The sequence below is a fragment of the Synechococcus sp. B60.1 genome (assembly GCF_047462555.1).
In the GTDB taxonomy this organism is placed as follows: Bacteria; Cyanobacteriota; Cyanobacteriia; order Thermostichales; family Thermostichaceae; genus Thermostichus.
The window spans coordinates 1-20,372 of record NZ_JANSJN010000002.1; the positions used below are offsets into that span (position 1 = coordinate 1).

Genomic DNA, 20,372 nt, shown 5'->3' on the forward strand with positions numbered 1-20,372 from the left:
GGAGTTGGTTTGCTAAGTGTTGCTACTGTACCCCTTGGTTCTTTAACAGGCTGTATCTCCTCCTCCGACAGCAAGCCCGTTGACACAGCAGAGTAGCTTGGTAGCCCCGTACTCAGCGCGCCGCGCCGCTAGCGCGAGTAGTGCGGAGCGGAAAACCCTTCGAGCGACTTGAGTTGCTTGCCAAGGCTACAATTGCTCCTAAGCAAGCACCTACCCCGGTGAAAGACCCGGACAGTGCTAAAAGCCAGTAAGTTAAGCGGAACCTTGAGACTGGGTTCTAAGGAACCGTTTAGGGGCGTCTTGACAGCGCCTTTGCGAGTCCGTCTGTGGGCTGCGTAAGAATCTCCCGACTTTAGTCGGTGGGAGTGTCAACTTGTATCCATCTCAGGACACGTGGCTATGTACAACAATCGTCGCGGTTTTCTGCGTTGGCTGGCGCTTGGTTTTGGCTCGCTGGTGGGCCTGTTGCCTGCCTCGGCTCAGCGCCGTTTTAACCGTGCCATTGCCCAGGGTGCTGCTTCGGGCCCCAAAGGGGCTGAGCCGGAGTTCGTTAAAGTGGCAACACTGGAAGATCTCAAAGAAGGCCCCTTCAAGGTAGAAGACGCCTTTGGGAAGAACACCGCCACCCTTTGGTTGGTCGGGGATCCTCAAAAGTCAGACTCGCTGCTGGCTCTGGATGCAGCCTGTCCCCATGCCGGCTGCGACGTAGACTGGCGGGGGGAGAACTTCGTCTGCCCCTGTCATGGCTCAGCTTTTGCCGCCGATGGCAGCCGTACCCGTGGACCAGCCAAGGCCGACCTAACCGCCTACAAAGTTAAGGTGGAGAAAGGGGAAATCTTCGTGGCCAGAACCTGACCTTGTCCCCCAGAGTTAACCAAACTAGCCAGCAAGGGGTCGAGCCTGCAAGGCTGCCCATGATTTGTCCCCGGCGCTTCTTGTTTGTCTCCACCCCCGTTGGGCCTCTGGGATCGGGGGGTGGGGGCGGGGTAGAGCTCAACCTTGTCAACTTGGCGCGTAGCCTGCTGGAGAGGAGAGCCGAGGTGTGCGTGCTAGCCCCCGAGGGATCCCACAGTGCCGACTTGCCAGAGGGAGTTATCGAGACAGTTACAGGCCTCCCCCCGCCCTATGCCCAAAGCCAGCGCCGCGACCAGCCGGTCTGTCTCTCCACCCCTTCCCTAGTGGCCAACCTATGGCAGCGGGCTGCCCAACTGCAGGATCAGTTCGAGCTCATTGTGAACTGGAGCTACGACTGGCTCTCGTTCTACCTGACAGATTTTTTCCGCACGCCGGTGGTCCATATCGTCAGCATGGGATCCCTTAGCGACGCTGTCGATCTGGCGCTAGAGCACATTGCCTACCGCTACCCAGGTCGGCTGGCAGTGCACTCGCGGGCGCAAGCCCAGACCTTTGCCTTTGCCCGCGCCCAGATGGCGGCGGGGCGGGATCCCTTTGTCTATTTGCCCTGCGGCGTCGATCTCAGCCGCTACGACTTTGTGCCGGAGGGAAACGGAGCCCTGTGTTGGGTTGGCCGCATTGCCCCAGAAAAGGGCCTGGAAGACTGCGCCGCCCTGGCCGAGAAGACGGGAAGGCCGGTACTGCTCCTGGGCCACCTGCAAGACCCAGCCTACTGGCAGCAGATTCAAAAACGGTACCCACGGGCCCAATTGGATTACCGGGGTTTTTTGCCCACTTCCCAGATGCAGCAGCTCTTGGGCCAATGTTCCGCCTTGATCATGACGCCCAAGTGGGTGGAAGCCTTTGGCCTGGTGGCAGTGGAAGCCTTGGCCTGTGGCGTGCCGGTGATTACCTACCGCCGTGGGGGGCCAGCGGAAATTGTTAGCGATGGCGAGACTGGCTGGGTGGTGGAGCCAGACGACGTGGCGGCCTTGGCAAGGGCTGTAGAACGCCTGGATAGCCTCGACCGCAGCCGCTGCCGACACCAGGTAGAACAGCACTATTCCCTACCGGCCATGACGGAGCGGTTTTTGGCCTGGAGTGAGCAAATTGTCCGGAATCCGATCCCAGCCGCTCGCGAGGGAGGGGACAGGCAATGGTACTATTAACTTGATTTTGGTGCCTGGGGCCGGATGACCAGCCCACTAATGCGAAGCTTCGACTCACGACGGGGAAACCACCATGACGACTGGGAAAGGATCTGTTGCGCTGGTGCGACCAGAGGTTCGTCGGCGGTCACAGGTTCTGGGAACGCAGGTGATTAGCCAAGCCAATGCAGCCCGACTCGGAGTAGTTAGCGAAGTTTGGGCAGATCTGGAAGCCAAGCAAGTGCTGGTGCTGGGGGTGCTGGAGAAAGCCTTTGCCGGATCCCCACGGTTGCTGGATCTACGGCAGGTAACGGCCTTGGGCCAAGATGCCATCCTCATTCCTAGTGATGAAGTTTTCGACGACTTGGACTTGCAAGGCCTAAGTCGAGTGGTTGGCAGCGAGGTGGTTACAGAAGAAGGGATCCGCCTTGGAAAAGTCAAAGATTTCGAATTCAACTCCGTCTCTGGCCTGATCACAGGCCTAATCCTCTCTAACCTCGGCCTTACCTTTTTGCCCGGCTTCATCCTCAGCACCTATTTGCTTCCTGCGGATGAGATCGTCTCAGTTGGCGGCGATCGCCTTATTGTTGCTGATGGCGCCGAAACCCGCCTAGCCCAACTGACCAAGGGAATTTTGGAAACCCTGGGACTGGGTAAGCCCTCTTGGTTACCCGAAACTGGCTTCGCCCCCGCCCTGCCCAGGGCTGTCGATGACTACTCTGCCGTCGAGGAAAACTACGAGGAAGAATACGACGAGGAAGGCGAACAAGAAGACGATCACCCCGAAGAAGAGCCCGAACTCCAGGGCGAAGCAGGGTCTCCCCGTCAGCCCGAGCCTGTTCCTGCTCCTGAACAACCGGAGTGGGAGCAGGAGTACGTCCAAGCAGAAGCCCCCCCTTCCGAGCCAGCTCCTGAGTCTGCCCCTCTGGATATCGACCCCTGGGAGAAAAATACTGGGGAGCCAACCTGAGCTGCTGCGCCCGGCTTACCTAGAAACCGCAGGAGCCCTGCCCTGTACCCGTAGGGGTACGTTCGGGAGGAATGCGCCCTGATGATACTGGGAACTCCCCCTGAATTAGAAGAACCCCAGCAACCAGGTCCCAGGCCAACGGCGCAATCCTTGTAACCGGCAGTCAGTCTGGTTGCTGCAGCAATCAAGGCGAAGGGATCCCCTATGCCGGCAGGGCAGCTTCGGCCTCGCCCAAAAAGCGCAAAGCTACTGACAAGAAGGCCTGCGGCGCTTCGATGTGAGGAAAAGCAGCCCCTGGCAGTCGATAGATCGGCACCTCTGGGCGCAAAGCGCGATACCGCTCCGCCTGTTCCAATCCGGTGAGGCGGTTGTTTTCTCCCCAGACCAGAGCCAGCGGCTTGTCCACCACGCGAAAGTCCTCCTGAATGGGCAGGTTAAGCTTGCCGGTCAAAAAAGAACGGGGGGCAAATTGGGCCCCCGCCTGGTGAGCCGCCTGATAGTAGTAATCCACCACCGTCTCATCCAGAGTGTACCCAGGAGAGAACAGGCTCTGCTCCGTAAATAGACGTACACTCCAGGGGGTGGTGATGGCGTTGTAAAAGGCCAGCCCCAAAACCGGCAGGCTGAGGATCCCGTAGACCGCCTCAGCCAAAGGGATCCCTAGCGCCTCGGGGATGAGGCTGTTGTCTCCTAGAGGGGCGATGAGTAGCAGCTTCTGCCAGTGGTGAGGTTGCAGCCGGGCCGAACGCAGCACAAACCCTGCCGAGAGGGAGTTGGCGATGGCGTGGCAGGGGCGCCCGATCACCTGCTGGACAAAATCCCCGATCATCCGGGCATATAGATGGCCAGTGTACTCCAGATCGGGGCGCTCCGAGTTGCCCCAACCTAACCAATCCAAAGCATAAACCTGATAGTGCTGGCTCAGCTCCGCCATGATGGCGCGGAACTCGTAGCTGGAAGAGCCGGCCCCGATGCCGTGCAGCAGCAACAAGGGCTGGCCAGATCCCGCCACTTTGTAAAACAGGCGATGGCCCCGCCAAAAATGGTGCCTCTCCTCCCCCGGCAAGAGGCTGGGCAAAGGCTGGGTTCGAGAAGCAATCCAGGCGTTGAGAACGGCCAAGGCGCTCACCCCGCCGGCTGCAACCCAGAGACCGGTTTTGAGAACTTGGCTCAGCTCCTTCATGCTCAGCGGCCCCAGCTAAGGCCAGGGATCTACTTTTTCTTGAGGCGGTAGGTGATGCGCCCTTTGTTTAGGTCATAGGGGCTGAGCTCGACCTTGACCCGGTCGCCGGGCAAGATCTTGATGTAGTTGCGGCGGATCTTGCCGGAGATGTGGGCGAGGACGTTAAAGCCGTTGTCCAGATCTACCCGGAACATGGCGTTGGGCAAGGACTCGGTAACCACCCCTTCCACTTCGATGGCGTCTTCTTTAGACAAGGAACCCTCCTTAAAACAACACAACAGAAATAAGCGACGCTAAACCCGCTCTGTTAAGAGCGAGTTAAGAGCTGAAACAATACTCCACCTCTTCTATCCTAGCCGTTGCCGCCCTCCAGCAGGGGATCCCTAGGACTGAAAAGGGGTGCGATCCGTCAAAATCTCAGCCCCAGAGTCTGTGATCAAGACAGTGTGCTCAAACTGGGCCGACCAAGAGCCATCCACCGTAACCACTGTCCAGCCATCCGACAGCACCCGTGTGGCCTCTCCTCCTGCATTCACCATCGGCTCGATTGCCACCGTCATGCCAGAGCGCAGCTTGGGATTGGGAAGGTCGCGGGTGCGGTAGTGGGGAAACTGCGGCTCCTCGTGCAAGTTGCGCCCCACGCCGTGGCCGACGTACTGCTTCACCACGGAGTAGCCCCGCCCCTGGATATAGTCCTCGATGGCGCCTGAGACATCCTGTAGCCAGACGCCGTGGCGCACGTGGTCAATGCCCGTCTGCAGCGCTTTGGCTGCTGTGTCGATCAGGTCGCGGGCGGCATCGCTGAGGGGCTCTAGGCCAATGGTGATGCAAGAGTCGGCATGCCAGCCTTCGACCATGGCGCCAAAATCCACCTTGACAATGTCCCCCGGCTGCACCACTTTGCGGGGACTGGGGATCCCATGTACCACCTCATGGTTGACGCTGACACAGACACAGGCGGGAAAGCCGTAGTAGCCCTTGAAGCTGGGCAGGGCGTTCAATTCGGCCACCCGTCGCTCGGCATAGGCATCGATGTCTGCCGTTGTCCAGCCCGGCTGCAGGCACTCCGCGATCTCCTGTAGCACCTGGGCTACCACCCGCCCGGCCCGCCGCATCTTCTCCACCTCCCGGCGGGATTTGATCTCGATGAGCTGCATGCCCCGCCGCAGGGATCCGGGCTGGGAGGGATTTCCGGCCCCCGTTTTGATCACGCTGTCCTCCTGAAGCCTTCCAAGAGAGCCCGCAGATGCTCTTGTACCGATTCCATCGGCTGGTTGCCATCGATCCGTCGCAGACGACCCCTGGCCTCGTAAAAGTCGATCAGGGGAGCCGTTTGCTCCCGATACACCTGCAAGCGTTTGAGGATCACCGCCTCGTCCGCATCGTCGCTGCGCCCCTGCTCTTTGCCGCGGGCCAACAGCCGTGCCACCACCACGTCATCCGGCACTTCCAGGTTGAGGACGTGGTCGTAGTCTTGCCCCAACTCCCGCAACAGCTCTTCCAAAGCCTCCGCCTGCGCCAGGGTGCGGGGGAAGCCGTCTAGGATCCAACCCTGCGCTGGCGAGTGTTGCAACTGGCCTTTCACCATCCCGATTAACACCTCGTCAGGCACCAGTTCTCCCGCATCCATGTACACCTTAGCCTGGCACCCCAGCGGCGTTTGGGCTTTCACCTCGGCCCGCAGCAGGTCGCCTGTGGAAATTTTGGGCGTGTGGTAGATCGCTGCCAGCCGCTCTGCCTGGGTGCCCTTGCCCGCTCCCGGCGGTCCCAAAAAGATTAACCTCGGCACTATTGCTTGACCATCCCTTCGTAACGCTGCGAAATGACGTAGGTCTGGATCTGCTTGGAGGTCTCGATCGCCACCCCTACCAGGATGAGCAGCGAAGTTGCCCCCAAGCCCTGAAAAGTGGTGATGCCGGTCGCCCGCTCCACCGCCGTCGGGATGATGGCCACCGCACACAAGAACAGGGCCCCCAGCAGGGTCAGCCGGTTGAGGATCCCTTCGATGTACTCGGCAGTGGCCTTGCCCGGTCGGACTCCCGGAATGCTGGCTCCCATCTTCTTCAAGTTTTGCGCCAGATCCACCGGGTTAATGATCAAAGAGGCGTAGAAATAGCTGAAAAGGAGGATCAGCACGAAGTAGAAGGGAATGTAAAACCAAGAAGTAGGGGCCAAAAGGTTGGCCACCTGCACCAACGTTAGGTTCTGGGTGTACTGGGCCAAGGCAAAGGGCAGGGACATCACCGAGTAGGCGAAGATGATCGGCATCACGCCCCCCTGGTTTAGCCGCAGGGGCAGGTAGCTCTTCTGCTCGCGGAATAGCTTGTTGCCCACCTGGCGCTTGGCGTAGACAATGGGGATTTTGCGGCTGCCCTCCTGGACGAAGACAATGCCGACAATGGTGGCTAGGAAGACGGCCATTAACACCAAGATGCCGCCAATGGTGCTGCTATCAGCGCGGGCCAGGCTGATGGTCTGACCCAGGGCGCGGGGCAGCGTGGCGACAATGTTGACGAAGATCAACAGCGAGGGACCACTGCCCACCCCCTTCTCCGTGATCATCTCCCCTAACCACATGACAAACATGGAACCTGCCGCCAGGGCCAGGGTGGTGGAGGCCATGAAGGCCAACTCGTTGCTGGTGTTGGCAAACTCCCGCACCCAGAAGGAGATGCCGATGCCCTGGATGATGGCCCAAATCAGGGTAACGTAGCGGGTGTACTGGGAAATCTGTCGCCGCCCCTGCTCCCCCTCGTTCTTCTGCAGGTTCTCCAGGGCCGGAATGGCCGAGACCAGCAGTTGCATGATGATGGAGGCGTTGATGAAGGGCAGGATGCCAAGGGCGAAGATCCCCAAAGCGGAGATACCGCCGCCCGAGAAGACATCCAGAAAGCCAAACACGGGGCTGTTGGCGGCTTCGGCGGCAAAGCGAGCCCGGTCAATGCTGGGGATGGGAATGTAAATGCCCAGACGCACCAACAGCAACAGGCCTAGGGTAAGAAACAGACGGCTGCGCAGGCCAGAGGCCATGGCCATCTGCATGAAGGTCTCTTGGGCGGAGGGAGCGGAGCCTCGTGTGTCAGCCATAAATGTAGAAAACCTCGCGGAAGGGAAAGGCAAGGTGAGCTATTTACCACTCTACGCTGCCGGTGGGAAAGTCGGCAAAATAGAGAAGCTGCAAACTGCGGCCCAATTTTAGGATCCGGCGGAAGCGGCCCGGGATCCCCCAATCTCCACCCGACCCCCCGCTGCCTCGACTTTAGCTCGGGCTGAGGGGGTGATGGCAGCCGCTCTGATCGTCAGGGGCACGCCCACTTCCCCGTCTCCCAAAATCTTCAGCGGGCCATCGTTGGTGGTCACGATCCCCAACTCCATCAAGCTTTCCAAGCTGACCTCGCTGCCGGCGGGCAACTTGGCCAAAGCGCGCAGGTTGATCAAGGTGTACTGGGGGCGCCGCACGTAGCGGGGGAAGTGCTTAAGTTTGGGCAGCCGCCGATAGAGGGGGGTCTGCCCTCCCTCAAAACCAGGCCGGGGACCGCCCCCTTTGCGCGCCTTCTGTCCCCGCATTCCCTTGCCACAGGAGGCTCCCTGTCCAGCAGCGATGCCACGGCCTAGCCGCCGCCGCCGCCGCGTCGAGCCTGGTTGGGGGCGAATGTCTTCTAGTCGCATACTGACCTCCGGCTGACTTGCTGTTACTTACTCAACAGGCGGCGCACGTCGATCCCTCTATCTTCAGCTACCTGCTCAAAGGTGCGCATCCGCCGCAGCGCGTCAATGGTGGCGCGGGCGTTGTTGAGGGGGTTGCTGGATCCCAGTTGCTTAGCCAGGCTGTTGCGCACGCCCGCCAGCTCCAGAACAGTGCGCACCGCTCCCCCGGCGATGACCCCTGTGCCAGGAGCTGCCGGCATCACCAGGACAGTGGCTCCACCGCCTGATCCCCGCATGGGATGGGGCACAGACAACCCTTTGGTGAGGGGCACTTCGATTAGGTGCTTTTTGCCATCTACAACTCCTTTGCGCACAGCCCCGATGACGTCGTTGGCTTTGCCCACGCCAACTCCCACCTGGCCGCGCTCATTGCCCACCACCACCACGGCCCGGAAGCTCAGCTTTTTGCCGCCCTTAACGACTTTGGTGACGCGCCGGATCTGGATGACCCGCTCCTGCCACTCGCTAGTCTGCTCTTCGCGGCTCTTTTTGCTTCTGCGACGTTCTCTTTGCTCAGCCATATGCCATCTCCTCAGGGCCTAGAACTGTAAGCCTGCTTCGCGGGCGGCTTCCGCCAGGGCCTGAACGCGCCCGTGGTAGAGCTTGCCGCCGCGGTCGAAAACCACTTGAGAAATGCCTGCCTGTAAGGCCCGCTGGGCGACGGAGCGCCCCACCATGGCGGCAGCCTCTCGGGTGGCCGTGCCAATGTCCTTGAAGGCTTCCCGCAGCTCCCTGTCCAGAGTGGAGGCAGAGGCCAAAGTGTGCTGGGCTACATCGTCGATCACCTGGGCATAGATGTGCCGATGGGAGCGAAACACAGCCAAACGGGGCCGCTCGGGTGTCCCGAAGACCTTGCGGCGAATGCGGCGATGGCGACGTTGGGTGGCAGCTTTGCGAGTGATTTTCATAGCTACTTCTTGGCCTTCCCGGATTTACCTGCTTTGCGACGAACCTGTTCCCCTACATAGCGAATCCCTTTGCCCTTGTAGGGCTCTGGCGGGCGGACGGCCCGAATCCGCGCCGCCGTGTTGCCCACCAGCTCTTTGTCGATACCTGAGACGACGATGACGTTGTTGCCCTCAACCGCAATTTGGATCCCTGGCGGGAACGGGATCTCCACTGGGTGGCTGTAGCCAACATTCAAGATTAACTTGTTGCCCTGGGTGGAAGCCCGGTAGCCCACACCCACCAATTCCAGCCTGCGCTCAAAGCCCTTAGATACACCGTCCACCATGTTGGCGACCAAGGTGCGGCAGAGGCCGTGCAGTTGGCGGGCCGGGCGAGACTCGTTGACCCGGCTGACCTTGAGCGTCTGGGCTTCTTGATGCACCGCAATCAAGGGGGGCAAACTGCGAGACAGTTGTCCCTTCGGGCCTTTTACCGAGATCTGCTGGCCCTCGATCTGAACCTCTACCTTGGCAGGAAGGGTGATGGGCCGCTTGCCGATACGAGACATGGGGCAACTCCTGACAAGAGAACAACTCATCAATAGACATAGCAGAGCACTTCGCCGCCGATGCCCTGTTTGCGAGCCTCCCGATCGGTCATGATGCCGTTGGAAGTAGAGATGATGGCAATCCCAATTCCGCCCAATACGCGGGGCAGCTCTTTGTGGCTGCGGTAAACCCGCAGGCCCGGTCGACTCACCCGCTTCAGGCCGTTGATGATGGGCCTGCAGTTGCGCCCTTTGCCTTTATACTTCAACCGCAACACAAGCTGAGCGTGGATCCCTTCTCCCTCTTCCTTCCAGTCGCTCACGAAACCTTCCTCATGAAGAACGCGAGCGATGCTGCGGGTCATGCGTGTGGCCGGAACCGCCACCGATTCATGCCGAGCCATGGTGGCATTGCGAATGCGGGTGAGCATGTCGGCGATCGTGTCGTTGGTGTGGGCCATGGGTGGGTCGGTGCTCCTCGGAAGATCGATCAAGTCGAGACAATTCGAGATGGGCAAACCTTAAGAGGCAAAGGGCATGCCAAACTCTTTGAGCAGGGCACGGCCCTCTTCGTCGGTTTCGGCCGTGGTCACAATGGAGATGTCCATACCTCTAATCTGGTCTACAGAGTCGTAGTTGATTTCGGGGAAGATCAGTTGCTCGCGAATACCAAGGGTGTAGTTGCCCCGCCCATCAAAAGATTTGGGGCTGACGCCGCGGAAGTCGCGGATACGAGGGAGGGCAATGTTGATCAGCCGATCCAAAAACGCATACATACGCTCCCGCCTCAGGGTCACCATCAGGCCGACCGGCATGCCCTTGCGGATTTTGAAACTGGCAATCGCCTTTTTGGCGCGGGTAATCACCGGGCGCTGGCCCGTGATGGCGCTGATCTCGGCGATGGAAGATTCCAGGGCCTTGGCGTTTTGGGAAGCATCTCCCAGGCCGCGGTTGATCACGATCTTTTCCAGACGCGGCACCTGATGGATGTTGGTGTAGCCCAACTCTTTTTGCAGCTTAGGAGCGATGACGGTGTTGTAGAGGATTTGCAGACGTTGGGGCATGGTGGGTTCTCCTTGCGGCTCTGGGCTGGGTCAGAGCCAGGCCAGTCTTGAAAAGGGAGTCTTAGTCGAGGATCTCGCCGGTTTTCTTGAGGACACGGACTTTGCGGCCATCGGCAGTGATTTGATAGCCAATACGGCTGGCCACTTCCTGTTTCTTGGAATAAAGCATCACCTTGCAGGCGTGGATCGGGGCTTCTTTGGTCTCGATCCGACCACTTTCGCCTTCCCGTTGCGGCTTGCGGTGGTAGGTGACGATGTTTACCCCTTCCACCAAGACCATGTTGCGCTCGGGAAAAACCTGCAGCACCTCGCCGATTTTGCCTTTGTCGTCGCCGGAGATTACCTGGACGGTATCTCCCTTTTTGATGCGCATTTTGTAGCGTAGGCTGTTGCGGTGCTTGCGAACGCCAGTCTGCCGAATCAGCCGTCGAATTTGGCTGGGCTTGAGGGGACGAACCATTACAGAACCTCCGGGGCAAGGGAGATGATCTTGGTGAAGTTTTTCTCCCGCAGCTCGCGGGCTACAGGGCCGAAAACGCGGGTTCCGCGAGGGTTGCCGTCGTTGTTAATGATGACGGCAGCGTTGTCGTCGAAGCGGATACACATGCCGTCGGGGCGGCGTACCGTATCGACCGTGCGGATGACTACAGCTTTGACGACGTCGGATTTTTTGACAGGCATATTGGGTAGGGCGTCTTTGACAACGCCGACGATCACATCCCCCAGGCTGGCGTAGCGACGGCCACTGCTGCCCAGGACGCGGATGCACATCAGCTTGCGGGCGCCAGTGTTGTCGGCTACCGTTAACATGGTTTGCTGCTGAATCATAGTTTCTTCACCTCCCGAATGATTTCGGTCACTCGCCAACGCTTGGTGCGGCTGAGGGGACGGGTTTCCGTAATGCGCACCAGATCCCCTTCTTGACAGCGGTTCTCTTCGTCGTGGGCCTTAAACTTTTTGGTTTTGACGACGATTTTGCCGTACTTGGGGTGGGCAACCCGGTTTTCCACGGCAACGACCACTGTCTTTTGCATCTTGTTGCTGACGACAACGCCGATCTTTTCGCGAGCAGGCATTACTCCTCCTTCTGGGTCTGAGTTGAGGACAAGGACTTGTTGCGCTTGCGCTCTGACTCAACGGTCAGCAGTTGGGCCAGCTTGTGTTTGCGCAGGCGAATGAGATGGGGCTGGTTCAACTGCCGCGTAGCCTGCTGCAAACGCAGCTCAAACAGCTCTTTCTTGACGGCGTAGATCTCCTGGCGCAATTCTTCGTCGGATAGGGCGCGAGCGTCGGCAATTTTGGGCATGGGCATGGCTCAACTCTCCTCCCTTAGATAGCGCTGGCTGCTACTTCTGTTGTTTCTGGAGCTGCTTTCTGAGCAGGTTCCGACTCCTCAAAGTTAGCCTTGGTAACAAACTTAACTTTGATCGGCAGCTTTTGGGCGGCAAGGCGCATCGCCTCTCGGGCCGTGGCTTCAGGAACTCCCCCCATTTCAAAGAGGACGCGGCCCGGCTTGACGACGCAAACCCAGTATTCGGGGTTGCCTTTGCCGGATCCCATGCGGGTTTCAGCAGGCCGTTGGGTAACGGGCTTGTCGGGAAAGATGCGGATCCAGATCTGGCCTCCCCGCCGGACGTAGCGGGTCATGGCCCGACGGCTTGCCTCGATCTGCCGCGCGGTGATCCAGGCGGGTTCTAGAGCCACAAGGCCGTATTCCCCAAAGTTGATGCGGTTGCCGCGGGTCGCTTTGCCTTTCATGCGCCCGCGCTGTTGCTTGCGGTATTTGGTTCGTTTGGGGCTTAACATGGCCGTTCCTTAAATCAACTGTGATAGGGATCCCTGGACTCTCGGGTGCTGGCCCTCAGGCTTCCACTGCTGAGCGGTCTTCAAAGGTGGGCCGCCGCCGCTGTTGCCGACGCTTGGGCTGTTGCAGGGGAGCCTTTTGTTCGGGACGTTCCTGCCCGGGGAGAACTTCCCCTTTGAAAACCCAAACCTTGACACCAATGACACCAAAGGTGGTCTGGGCGATGTGGTCGGCATAGTCGATATCTGCCCGCAGGGTGTGCAAAGGGATCCGCCCTTCCCTTGTCCATTCGGTGCGGGCGATCTCGGCTCCGTTCAGCCGCCCGGCAATTTGAATTTTGATCCCTTGCACCCCCGCCCGCTGCGCCCGCTGGATGACCTGGCGCACGATGCGGCGAAAGGCAATCCGCCGCTCCAACTGCTGGGCGATGTTTTCTGCCAGCAAAACAGCCTCGGCATCGGCACGGGTGACCTCGACTACGTTGATGCGAATGGTTCGCTCGGGGCTACCGTGCGAGCTCAGCTCTTTCTGCAGGCCCTGGCGCAGGGCGTCGAGGCCGGATCCCCCCCGACCAACCACCACTCCAGGGCGAGCGGCTCGGATCTCGAGGTCGATCTGATCCGCTTTGCGTTCAATTTGAATATCGGCCAGGCCGGCGCTGCTCAACTGCTTGGTCAGGTAGGCGCGGATGAGATCGTCCTCTCGCAGCAGGGCTGGGTAGCGAGCTGGATCGGCAAACCAGCGGCTGCGATGTTCCTTGATGACGCCGAGTCGGAAACCGGTGGGGTGAATCTTCTGTCCCATGGTGGTGTCGGTTGAGAGGTAAAGTCTGGGAATACAGGCGTTTAGGAGGCCGTCGCCGCTTCAGGTTCTATGGGCCGGACGGCAATGGTAATGTGGCAGGTGCGCTTGCGGATTGGGTAGGCCCGACCTTGGGCGCGGGGGCGAAATCGCTTCAGCGTCGGCCCCTGGTCAGCGTAGGCCTTGCTGATAACCAGATCCCGAGGATCCAGACCGTTGTTGTGTTCGGCATTGGCCACCGCTGAGCGCAGCACCTTGCGAACCGGCTCACAGGCAGCGTAGGGCATGAACTCCAACAGGATCAGGGCATCGGCATAGGTGCGCCCTCGGATCTGGTTCAACACGCGCCGCACCTTATAGGGGGACATGCGGATGTAGCGAGCTACCGCTTTGATTTCGGGGGATGGATCGGCCATGGCGCTCTCCTCGCTTATTCCCTCTTCTGTTTGTGGCTGAACTTAACGGCGGGCGGCTTTTTTGTCACTGCCCGCGTGGCCGCGAAAAGTACGGGTAGGGACGAACTCCCCCAGCTTGTGGCCTACCATCTGATCGGTGATGTAGATGGGCACGTGCTGCTTGCCGTTGTGCACGGCGATGGTGTGGCCAATCATGACAGGCAGGATGGTGCTGGCCCGCGACCAGGTTTTGATCATGTGCTTCTCGTTGCGCTCGTTCATCTTCTCGATTTTGAGAAGCAGCTTGGCATCGACAAAAGGGCCTTTTTTGAGTGAACGTCCCATAGCAACCTCAACAGTCTGGCAAGCTGGTAAGGGTCGAAAGAAAAAGAAGATTCAGGGGCGCAGCAGATGGCCGGACTTTTATTGAGCGGCTCTTCCGCCCTTGTCCCGGCGGCCGCCACGACGGCGACCGCGCACGATGAACTTGTTGCTGGGTTTGTTGCGTTTGCGGGTTTTGTAGCCCAGGGTGGGCTTGCCCCAGGGGGTGACAGGGGTGCTGCGGCCGATGGGGGCTTTTCCTTCCCCACCGCCGTGGGGGTGATCTACAGGGTTCATCACCGAGCCGCGCACGTGGGGACGGCGACCTAGCCAGCGGCTGCGCCCCGCTTTGCCGAGGCTGAGGTTGCTGTGGTCAACATTTCCCACTTGGCCGATGGTGGCGTAGCACTCGCCTCGGATCATGCGGACTTCGCCAGAGGGCAGCTTAAGGGAGACATACTTGCCCTCTTTGGCCACCACTTGGGCGCCAGCCCCGGCGGCGCGAACGATTTGCCCACCGCGGCCGGGATACAGCTCCACGTTATGAACCACCGTCCCCAGCGGGATCCGCTCCAGGGGCATGGCGTTGCCAAGCTCAAAGGGGGCATCGGGCCCCGCCATAATGGTGGCCCCCACCTCGAGGTTGCGGGGAGCAAGGATGTATCGCTTCTCGCCATCTTCGTATTCCACCAAGCAGATGCGAGCGCTGCGGTTGGGATCGTACTCGATAGTCTTGACGGTGGCCGGGATCCCGTGCTTGTCGCGGCGGAAGTCGATGATGCGGTAGAGCCGCTTGTGGCCGCCGCCCCGGTGGCGGCAGGTGATGACGCCGCGGTTGTTGCGCCCTTTTTTGCGGTGGATGAATTGCAGCAGCGACTTCTCCGGCCTGGGCCGCTTGCCGTTCTCGTCCCGCGACAGCTCCTCGAAGTCGGAGACAGTCATGTGACGGGTGCTGGGGGTATAGGGTCGGAAGGTACGAATACCCATGGCTCAAGGGGGGTGAAGGACGGTCGGAAAGGGGGGGTTGGTTAGGTGTCGGGGAAGAGGGTGATGGAGTCACCTTCGGCCAGGGTTACCACAGCTCGCTTGGGACGGCTGCGATAGCCGACAGAACGGCCTACCCGCCGCTGCTTTCGGGGCAGCTTGAGGGTGTTCACGGAGGTGACCCGCACCCCAAACATCTCCTCAACGGCAGCTCGGATGAGCGGCTTGGTGGCAGTGGGCATCACCTCAAAGACGTATTTGCGCTGTTCCATCAGGGCAGTTGCCTTTTCGGTGATGACGGGACGCAACAGGACATCAGCCAGGATCCGCTTGCTCTCAGTCATCGTCTTCCTCCTCTGCTGCGGCTGTTTCGGCCTCCTCTACGGCTGGCGGCTTGGCAATGGGCTCTGCTTCTTGGGCTAGTTCTGCTTGTCCTTGAACTTCTCGCTCTTGTTCTGGGGCCAGCTCTTCTGCCTGGGTTTCCTGAACTTGTGGAGTTGCTAGAGCTACTTGATCAGATTGATCAGCTTGCGCCTGTGGATCCTCTGGCTGGGCTTGAGCTTCCGTTTGCTCTTCTTGCCCTTGGCTTTGACCTTCAACTTGCTGAGCTTCTTGCTTTGCGGCCTGAGCCTGATCTTCAAGGCGATCGGCTGGGGTTGGAGCTGCTGCTGCCGCGCCGGATCCCCAGCGGGCCTTGAGCTTCTCCAGGGCAGAGGTGGTGATCAGCACCCAATCGACGTTGAGCAGATCAAAGACGTTGAGCTGATCCAGGCCGATCAGCTTGACGCGGGCGATGTTGCGCACGGCCCGCTCGACAACTTCCGAGCGTTCGGCGACGATGAGCAGTGCCGACTGATCCTCCATCACCCCCCAGCGCAGCAGAGCTTGGGCCACGGCGCGAGTCTTGGGCGGGTTGAGCTGATCCTGGAAATCTTCCACCACGATCAGATCCTCCACCCGGCTTTGCAGGGCAGTGCGCAGAGCCAGTTGCCGCTCTTTGCGGTTCATGGCCAGGTTGTACTCCCGCTTGCGGGGGCCAAAGATCACCCCACCCTTGCGCCAAAGGGGGGAGCGAATGGAGCCGGCGCGGGCTCGGCCGGTGCCTTTTTGCCTCCAAGGCTTGCGACCGCCACCGCGCACCTCAGCCCGGGTCTTGGTGTGGGCGTTGCCTTGGCGGGCGTTGGTCATCTGCCGGCGAAGAGCCAGATAGAGAATGTGGGAGGCCGTTTCGGGACGGGCAACTTTGAGACTTAGCTCTGCGCTGCCCACCGTTTCCCCTTGCCAGTTTTTCACCACACAACTTGCCATGGTTTCCTCGTCTTTGCGGATGCTGGTCAGCCTTTGCCAGGGATCCCTTTCCTAGCGTTTGTTACCCACCTGCTTGGCAGGGGTAATCTCCAGCAGCCCCCCTTCCACGCCGGGCACACAGCCCTTGATGATCAGCAAGTTCCGCTCCGGATCCACCTGCACCAGCTGCAGTTTGCGAATGGTAACGCGGCAACCTCCCATCCGACCCGCCATGCGTAGCCCCGGAAACACGCGGCCAGGCGTTGTGCCGGCGCCGACGGAACCCGGTCGGCGATGGTTCTTGGAGCCGTGGGACATGGGGCCGCGACCAAAGTGGTGCCGCTTCTGGTAGCCGGCAAACCCCCGTCCGATGGAAGTGCCCGCCACATCCAGCAGCTGGCCCGGAGAGAAGATCTCGACGGTGATCTTTTGCCCCAACTGGTAAGCCTCTGGCTGTTCGACCCGGAACTCGCGCAGGTGGCGCAGCAGCTCCGTCACCCCCGCTTTGCTCAGGTGGCCCCGCTGGGCTCGCGTGAGGTGCTTTTCGGTGGTGGGCCAGTAGCCCAACTGCACGGCGTTGTAGCCATCTGTGGCTTGAGTCTTGATCTGGGTCACCGTGCAAGGCCCCGCCTGCACGACGGTAACCGGAATGGCCAACCCTTCCGGAGAGAAGATCTGGGTCATGCCGACTTTTCTTCCAAGGATGCCAAGCGCCACGAGAACCTCCCCTCGAGCCTCTACAACTTGCTTTTATCAGCTTGCAACGGCTCAATGAGCCGGATCCAGGCAGCAACGGCGCGGCAGCAGGAAGCTCAGGACTACCTGAGCCTGCCCGCTCAGGCGAAAAAGCAATGAAAAGGAATCTCTGGATCCCTGGCGGCCAAACAGCGCCAGCGGCGCTGTCCCCTCTGCTTAGTTCAGCCTCAAATCACACGCCAAACTGCTTTTAAAGACTGCTCAGACTTACCTGCAAAGAGGCAGTATCTGGTTTAGCAGTACGCTAGGTTGCCGAGAACCGTCGTCAGAGCGGGCGGACTTGATTGGCAACAGTAGTACATCATAGTGAGGTGAGGACCTGTTTGTCCAGATTTTGCCGAGAAAATGGCTCGGTTGGGGGGCAGCGACCGTGAAAGCCACTCTGGTGGGCGAAAAGAGCTATCGGCAGCAAGAGCCATCTCCTTTTAGGAGTGTGATGGGGTTAGCCGGCGGCGGGCTGACCCAGGCTTGTGTAGATCGCTACCTGGATTTGTTGCGGGCGGGATCCGAGCCGGGCCGGATCTTGTTTTTGGTGCGCAGCCAGCGGCAGGCAGAGGAGGTGTTGCGGCGCTTGCGGCAGCTCAGCTCGAGGTGGGTGGGGCCGTGGCGGATCGAGACGTTTTTGCAGCGGGTGGGACGCTCTTTGGCAGATCACTGGCCGCAGGTGTGCGAGCGGGTTCCTCAGTTGCCGCGCTCGTTTGAGCCGATTCCCTTGGCCAAGGATCTGACCCAATTTCTCTGTGGGCGAGCCTGTGCTTTGTGTCCGCGGCATGGGGAGGTCTTTGCCAATCTTGGGCTGGAGGAGTTCCAGATTTGGGATCAGATCAGCAGCGCTGCCTATATTGCGGGGGCTTCGGGTTTGGCGGCGGAAGCGGTGGGATCCCGGCTGGCGGCGGCCTGGCCGGCGGAGGGGGATCCGAGGCGGGCAGAGGCCTTGCAGGCGATGGGCTGCTGTGTGGGTCGGCTGTGGGAGGTGGGGTTGCGGCTGGGATCCCTGGATTTTGGCCTGCAAATCCGGCTGTTTGGCGAGCGCATCCTGCCGCTGGCGGAGTTTTGGCAGGAGTGGGATCACCTGATCGTGGATCAGGCGGAGGACAGTTGCGGGGTGGCGCTGGAGTTTTACCGGCAAGGGCAAGCCCATCTGCAAAGCCAGTTTTTCAGCTACACCATCGGCGGCGGAGTCTCTTTGACAGGGATCCCGGAGGCCGTGGCTCGCTTTCTAATGGAAAACACCCAGGTTCAGCTTCTGGAGGGGAGCTACCGCGGCTCAGCCGGCATGATCCGCCTGGGACTGCAGATTGCACGGGTGCTAGATCCGCAGTTTGACCCTCCCCTAACGGAGCCTCTGGCAGAGAGGCTGCCAAGGGTGCAGGTGCTGGAGGGCGAGACCCAATTCGCGGCGGTGGAGGCGATGGTGGCCCAGATCCGGCAGCTTTTGGCGGCAGGGATCCCAGCTTCTCGCATCGCCGTCCTGCTGCCTCGCATGGATGCGGCGGTGAGCTTGAGCTTGCAGGAGCAGTTGGCGGAGGTTCCCGTCTTGCCGATCGCTCCCTTCCCTGCCCTGATCCGCTACCCACTGGTGCGGGCTTTGCTGACGGCGGCGGAAGTGGCCCATCCCGAGTGGGGAGCTTTTCCCACCTTGCCGGCCTGGCGACTGCTCCTGGGCAGGGTGTTGGATTTGGATCCCATCCGGGCGGCTTTGCTGGCCGAAGATACCCTTGACCCGGTAGGGCGTTCCCTGCGGCCCAAGACCGCCGTGCGACAGCCGGAGCGGGTGGGGTTTGCCAACCTGGAGCGCTACCAGAAGCTGCTGGATTGGCTGCGCAGCTACCGCGGCGGGCCCTCCTTGGCCGCTTTCTTCCAGCGGTTTTTCGCCGATCACCTAGCCCAGGGGATGGCTCTGCCCCAAGACCAAGAGCTGCTGCAAGCGCTGATCGAAGCGGCGCAACGGTTTCGCCGGGCCTTTCCTGCCGAAGGGGATCCCGCCTTTTTGGCCATGATCCGCTCGGGACAAACCCCCAGCAACAGCCGCTTCGAGCCCGACTATTCCCGCTACCTCGTGGTGGCGACGCCGGTGGCTTATATCAACTGGGGTTTGCAGGCAGATTATCAGTTCTGGTTCGACATCACCAATCCGCTTTGGTTCCGTTCTCTCTGGCGTGTGCTTTACAACAGCCGTGTGCTGACGCCGGAATGGGATGGGGAGGTTTTCGATGCGGCCCAAGACCTGCAGGCGCGTCAACAAATTCTGGCTCGCACACTGTTGAACCTCTGCTGCCGTACACGGCAAGGGCTGTGGCTGGTGCGCTCCACTTTTAATTACCGCGGCGAAGAGAACACCGGTATGTTAGATTATCTCGTTCTGAAAGCCGTGAAGGCTATGGCAACAGCCTGAGAGAAGAAACCCTGTACTTAAACTCCACTCCGGGTGAGAAAGAGCCCCAAGTGGCGCAACAGGGGCTTTCCAAACCGCCGTGAAGCGAGGACTGTACCAAACCGGGAAGGGGTGGCTAGTCAACGCGGGTGCCAATTCGCAAGGACTCTACCCCGCTGACGCGAACAGCAAAGTAAGCAGAACCTCGGGGCTTTGCCTTAGGGAACTGTGCAGGGGTGTCTTGACAGCACTTTTGCAAGTCTGTTTGTGGACTGCGTAAGAATTCCCCAACTTTAGTCGGGGGAGTGGCAAGCCGCTGCCTGATTACCTGGATCCCGGTAGCCTTGAGGATCACGACTTTCTGGAAGCAGATAGCTCTACCCAACAGCGAGCGGGCCTCGAAGGCAATGTTTGAGCTAGAGCCTCCTGAATCTTCGCTCTATGGCAGCTTCATAGAAGCTTCACGGAGGCTGCGTTGAGGGCAGATAAAGCTATTTTTAGGCGAGAGCTATCTTGCGGAATCCGAAGCTTTATCTCCTCTTTATCTTGCCGGATTTGGGTTAGCCTTGGGTTGAGTTTCCTTAGGCCCTGCCTGATGGATCCCGCCACCTTTTTGGAGCGCTACGGGTTTGAGCTGGAGGGGCGGCCCGGCCAAGTGTGGGTGGAGGGCTGGGGCCAGCAGTTCCCGACCTCTTGGATCCCGGCGGCCCTGCTGGAAGCCCTCTACCAGGGGCGCTACAAGGCTGCCTCTGTAGAACAGATCCTCCGCCTCTGGCAGCGCCGCGGCGCTCCTCACCTCACCTTCCCCCTAGAAATCAGCCAATCCCTGTGGCGGGAACAACAGGAGCAGATCCGCTCCTTAGTCTCGACTACCGCCCGCTCTTTTGCTCGCCCTCCCTCACCGCTCCCAGCCCCGCTCAGGAGAGGATCTTCCTTCTCCGGAGAATCGGCCATTTCTCTCGACTTGTTGTTGAGTGAGCTGCAGGATCTCCCTCCCAAGCTGCGCCACCTGCTCGTCAAGCCACAGGCCCTCCAACCGGCTCGCACCGGTGAGGCGGAGCTCTTGGTAACTTTGGAGCTGCAGCAGACTGTCGCCGAGCCTTCCACTCCTACCCAGCCCTCCCAGGGAGAGCCCTGATCTGGACTTCCTTGCGCTTTTCTCGAAAGGTCTACCTTAAGTTGGGGGATTCTTACGCAGTCCACAGACAGACTCGCAAAGGCACTGCCAGGACTTCCCCAGAGGGTTCC

At 60.2% G+C, this 20,372-nt stretch carries 27 protein-coding genes and 1 pseudogene; 5 read left to right on the forward strand and 23 right to left on the reverse strand.

The genetic code is table 11. From position 1 onward, the window contains the following. Positions 1 to 399 precede the first annotated feature (399 nt). From NW863_RS00290 to NW863_RS00300, 3 genes are all read left to right on the forward strand, one after another. Positions 400 to 855, forward strand: a complete 456-nt coding sequence (locus NW863_RS00290; protein ID WP_414363785.1) for a ubiquinol-cytochrome c reductase iron-sulfur subunit — start codon at positions 400 to 402, stop codon at positions 853 to 855. Between the two features lie 59 nt (positions 856 to 914). Continuing rightward, positions 915 to 2,063 carry a glycosyltransferase family 4 protein gene (locus tag NW863_RS00295; RefSeq protein ID WP_414363786.1) on the forward strand — a complete coding sequence of 383 codons (1,149 nt, stop codon included), beginning with the start codon at positions 915 to 917 and terminating at the stop codon, positions 2,061 to 2,063. 73 nt (positions 2,064 to 2,136) lie between these two features. Beyond that, positions 2,137 to 3,012, forward strand: coding sequence for a PRC-barrel domain-containing protein (locus NW863_RS00300; protein ID WP_414363787.1), 876 nt, complete (start codon positions 2,137 to 2,139; stop codon positions 3,010 to 3,012). Between the two features lie 202 nt (positions 3,013 to 3,214). Here the strand turns inward: NW863_RS00300 and NW863_RS00305 are convergent, their stop codons facing one another. The 23 genes and pseudogenes from NW863_RS00305 to rplC all read right to left on the reverse strand — a co-directional run bounded on the left by NW863_RS00305 (position 3,215) and on the right by rplC (position 16,711). After that, on the reverse strand, positions 3,215 to 4,195 hold the full coding sequence (locus NW863_RS00305; protein WP_414363788.1) for an alpha/beta fold hydrolase: 981 nt from the start codon (positions 4,193 to 4,195) through the stop codon (positions 3,215 to 3,217). Positions 4,196 to 4,224: 29 nt separating this feature from the next. Further along, positions 4,225 to 4,449, reverse strand: a complete 225-nt coding sequence (infA, locus tag NW863_RS00310; RefSeq protein ID WP_011430026.1) for a translation initiation factor IF-1 — start codon at positions 4,447 to 4,449, stop codon at positions 4,225 to 4,227. A 129-nt stretch (positions 4,450 to 4,578) separates the two neighbouring features. Further along, positions 4,579 to 5,352 (reverse strand): type I methionyl aminopeptidase, encoded by a 774-nt coding sequence (gene map, locus NW863_RS00315; RefSeq protein ID WP_414363838.1) that lies wholly within the window; start codon positions 5,350 to 5,352, stop codon positions 4,579 to 4,581. 50 nt (positions 5,353 to 5,402) lie between these two features. Continuing rightward, positions 5,403 to 5,984 carry an adenylate kinase gene (locus NW863_RS00320; protein WP_011430028.1) on the reverse strand — a complete coding sequence of 194 codons (582 nt, stop codon included), beginning with the start codon at positions 5,982 to 5,984 and terminating at the stop codon, positions 5,403 to 5,405. Next, positions 5,984 to 7,282 carry a preprotein translocase subunit SecY gene (gene secY, locus NW863_RS00325; RefSeq protein ID WP_414363789.1) on the reverse strand — a complete coding sequence of 433 codons (1,299 nt, stop codon included), beginning with the start codon at positions 7,280 to 7,282 and terminating at the stop codon, positions 5,984 to 5,986. Before secY ends, NW863_RS00320 begins: the two co-directional genes overlap by 1 nt. A gap of 108 nt (positions 7,283 to 7,390) precedes the next feature. Further along, positions 7,391 to 7,864: a 50S ribosomal protein L15 gene (rplO, locus tag NW863_RS00330; RefSeq protein ID WP_414363790.1), complete on the reverse strand. Its 474-nt coding sequence runs from the start codon at positions 7,862 to 7,864 to the stop codon at positions 7,391 to 7,393. A 23-nt stretch (positions 7,865 to 7,887) separates the two neighbouring features. Then, the gene (rpsE, locus tag NW863_RS00335; RefSeq protein ID WP_414363791.1) at positions 7,888 to 8,424 is read right to left on the reverse strand and encodes a 30S ribosomal protein S5; all 537 of its coding nucleotides are present in this window, start codon (positions 8,422 to 8,424) and stop codon (positions 7,888 to 7,890) included. An 18-nt stretch (positions 8,425 to 8,442) separates the two neighbouring features. Next, complete coding sequence (gene rplR / locus NW863_RS00340; RefSeq protein ID WP_414363792.1) at positions 8,443 to 8,811, reverse strand: 50S ribosomal protein L18; 369 nt, start codon at positions 8,809 to 8,811, stop codon at positions 8,443 to 8,445. A 2-nt stretch (positions 8,812 to 8,813) separates the two neighbouring features. Beyond that, the gene (gene rplF / locus NW863_RS00345; protein WP_414363793.1) at positions 8,814 to 9,359 is read right to left on the reverse strand and encodes a 50S ribosomal protein L6; all 546 of its coding nucleotides are present in this window, start codon (positions 9,357 to 9,359) and stop codon (positions 8,814 to 8,816) included. A 29-nt stretch (positions 9,360 to 9,388) separates the two neighbouring features. Continuing rightward, positions 9,389 to 9,799 carry a 30S ribosomal protein S8 gene (gene rpsH, locus NW863_RS00350; protein ID WP_414363795.1) on the reverse strand — a complete coding sequence of 137 codons (411 nt, stop codon included), beginning with the start codon at positions 9,797 to 9,799 and terminating at the stop codon, positions 9,389 to 9,391. 60 nt (positions 9,800 to 9,859) lie between these two features. Then, positions 9,860 to 10,402, reverse strand: a complete 543-nt coding sequence (gene rplE / locus NW863_RS00355) for a 50S ribosomal protein L5 (RefSeq protein ID WP_414363796.1) — start codon at positions 10,400 to 10,402, stop codon at positions 9,860 to 9,862. Between the two features lie 61 nt (positions 10,403 to 10,463). Further along, complete coding sequence (gene rplX, locus NW863_RS00360) at positions 10,464 to 10,862, reverse strand: 50S ribosomal protein L24 (RefSeq protein WP_011430036.1); 399 nt, start codon at positions 10,860 to 10,862, stop codon at positions 10,464 to 10,466. Continuing rightward, positions 10,862 to 11,230 (reverse strand): 50S ribosomal protein L14, encoded by a 369-nt coding sequence (rplN, locus tag NW863_RS00365; protein ID WP_414363797.1) that lies wholly within the window; start codon positions 11,228 to 11,230, stop codon positions 10,862 to 10,864. Before rplN ends, rplX begins: the two co-directional genes overlap by 1 nt. Next, complete coding sequence (gene rpsQ / locus NW863_RS00370) at positions 11,227 to 11,478, reverse strand: 30S ribosomal protein S17 (RefSeq protein WP_414363798.1); 252 nt, start codon at positions 11,476 to 11,478, stop codon at positions 11,227 to 11,229. Before rpsQ ends, rplN begins: the two co-directional genes overlap by 4 nt. Next, positions 11,478 to 11,714, reverse strand: a complete 237-nt coding sequence (gene rpmC, locus NW863_RS00375; RefSeq protein ID WP_414363799.1) for a 50S ribosomal protein L29 — start codon at positions 11,712 to 11,714, stop codon at positions 11,478 to 11,480. The genes rpsQ and rpmC overlap by 1 nt, the downstream gene beginning before the upstream one ends. A gap of 17 nt (positions 11,715 to 11,731) precedes the next feature. After that, positions 11,732 to 12,208 carry a 50S ribosomal protein L16 gene (gene rplP / locus NW863_RS00380; protein WP_414363800.1) on the reverse strand — a complete coding sequence of 159 codons (477 nt, stop codon included), beginning with the start codon at positions 12,206 to 12,208 and terminating at the stop codon, positions 11,732 to 11,734. Positions 12,209 to 12,263: 55 nt separating this feature from the next. Further along, entirely contained in the window at positions 12,264 to 13,010 is a 747-nt protein-coding gene (gene rpsC / locus NW863_RS00385; RefSeq protein WP_414363801.1) for a 30S ribosomal protein S3, read from the reverse strand. Positions 13,011 to 13,051: 41 nt separating this feature from the next. Next, on the reverse strand, positions 13,052 to 13,423 hold the full coding sequence (gene rplV, locus NW863_RS00390) for a 50S ribosomal protein L22 (RefSeq protein WP_011430042.1): 372 nt from the start codon (positions 13,421 to 13,423) through the stop codon (positions 13,052 to 13,054). Positions 13,424 to 13,465: 42 nt separating this feature from the next. Then, positions 13,466 to 13,747 (reverse strand): 30S ribosomal protein S19, encoded by a 282-nt coding sequence (gene rpsS / locus NW863_RS00395; protein ID WP_011430043.1) that lies wholly within the window; start codon positions 13,745 to 13,747, stop codon positions 13,466 to 13,468. A gap of 78 nt (positions 13,748 to 13,825) precedes the next feature. Further along, positions 13,826 to 14,710 (reverse strand): 50S ribosomal protein L2, encoded by an 885-nt coding sequence (rplB, locus tag NW863_RS00400; RefSeq protein ID WP_414363802.1) that lies wholly within the window; start codon positions 14,708 to 14,710, stop codon positions 13,826 to 13,828. A 41-nt stretch (positions 14,711 to 14,751) separates the two neighbouring features. Beyond that, on the reverse strand, positions 14,752 to 15,051 hold the full coding sequence (locus tag NW863_RS00405) for a 50S ribosomal protein L23 (RefSeq protein WP_414363803.1): 300 nt from the start codon (positions 15,049 to 15,051) through the stop codon (positions 14,752 to 14,754). A 334-nt stretch (positions 15,052 to 15,385) separates the two neighbouring features. Further along, positions 15,386 to 16,015 (reverse strand): annotated as a pseudogene (rplD, locus tag NW863_RS00410) (50S ribosomal protein L4); the annotation flags it as partial. 51 nt (positions 16,016 to 16,066) lie between these two features. Beyond that, entirely contained in the window at positions 16,067 to 16,711 is a 645-nt protein-coding gene (rplC, locus tag NW863_RS00415; RefSeq protein ID WP_414363804.1) for a 50S ribosomal protein L3, read from the reverse strand. 409 nt (positions 16,712 to 17,120) lie between these two features. Between rplC and NW863_RS00420 the strand changes: the two genes are divergently transcribed. Together NW863_RS00420 and NW863_RS00425 are read left to right on the forward strand one after the other, a co-directional pair. Next, positions 17,121 to 19,145 carry a hypothetical protein gene (locus NW863_RS00420; protein WP_414363805.1) on the forward strand — a complete coding sequence of 675 codons (2,025 nt, stop codon included), beginning with the start codon at positions 17,121 to 17,123 and terminating at the stop codon, positions 19,143 to 19,145. A 550-nt stretch (positions 19,146 to 19,695) separates the two neighbouring features. Continuing rightward, positions 19,696 to 20,262: a hypothetical protein gene (locus NW863_RS00425; RefSeq protein WP_414363806.1), complete on the forward strand. Its 567-nt coding sequence runs from the start codon at positions 19,696 to 19,698 to the stop codon at positions 20,260 to 20,262. The last annotated feature ends 110 nt before the right edge of the window (positions 20,263 to 20,372 follow it).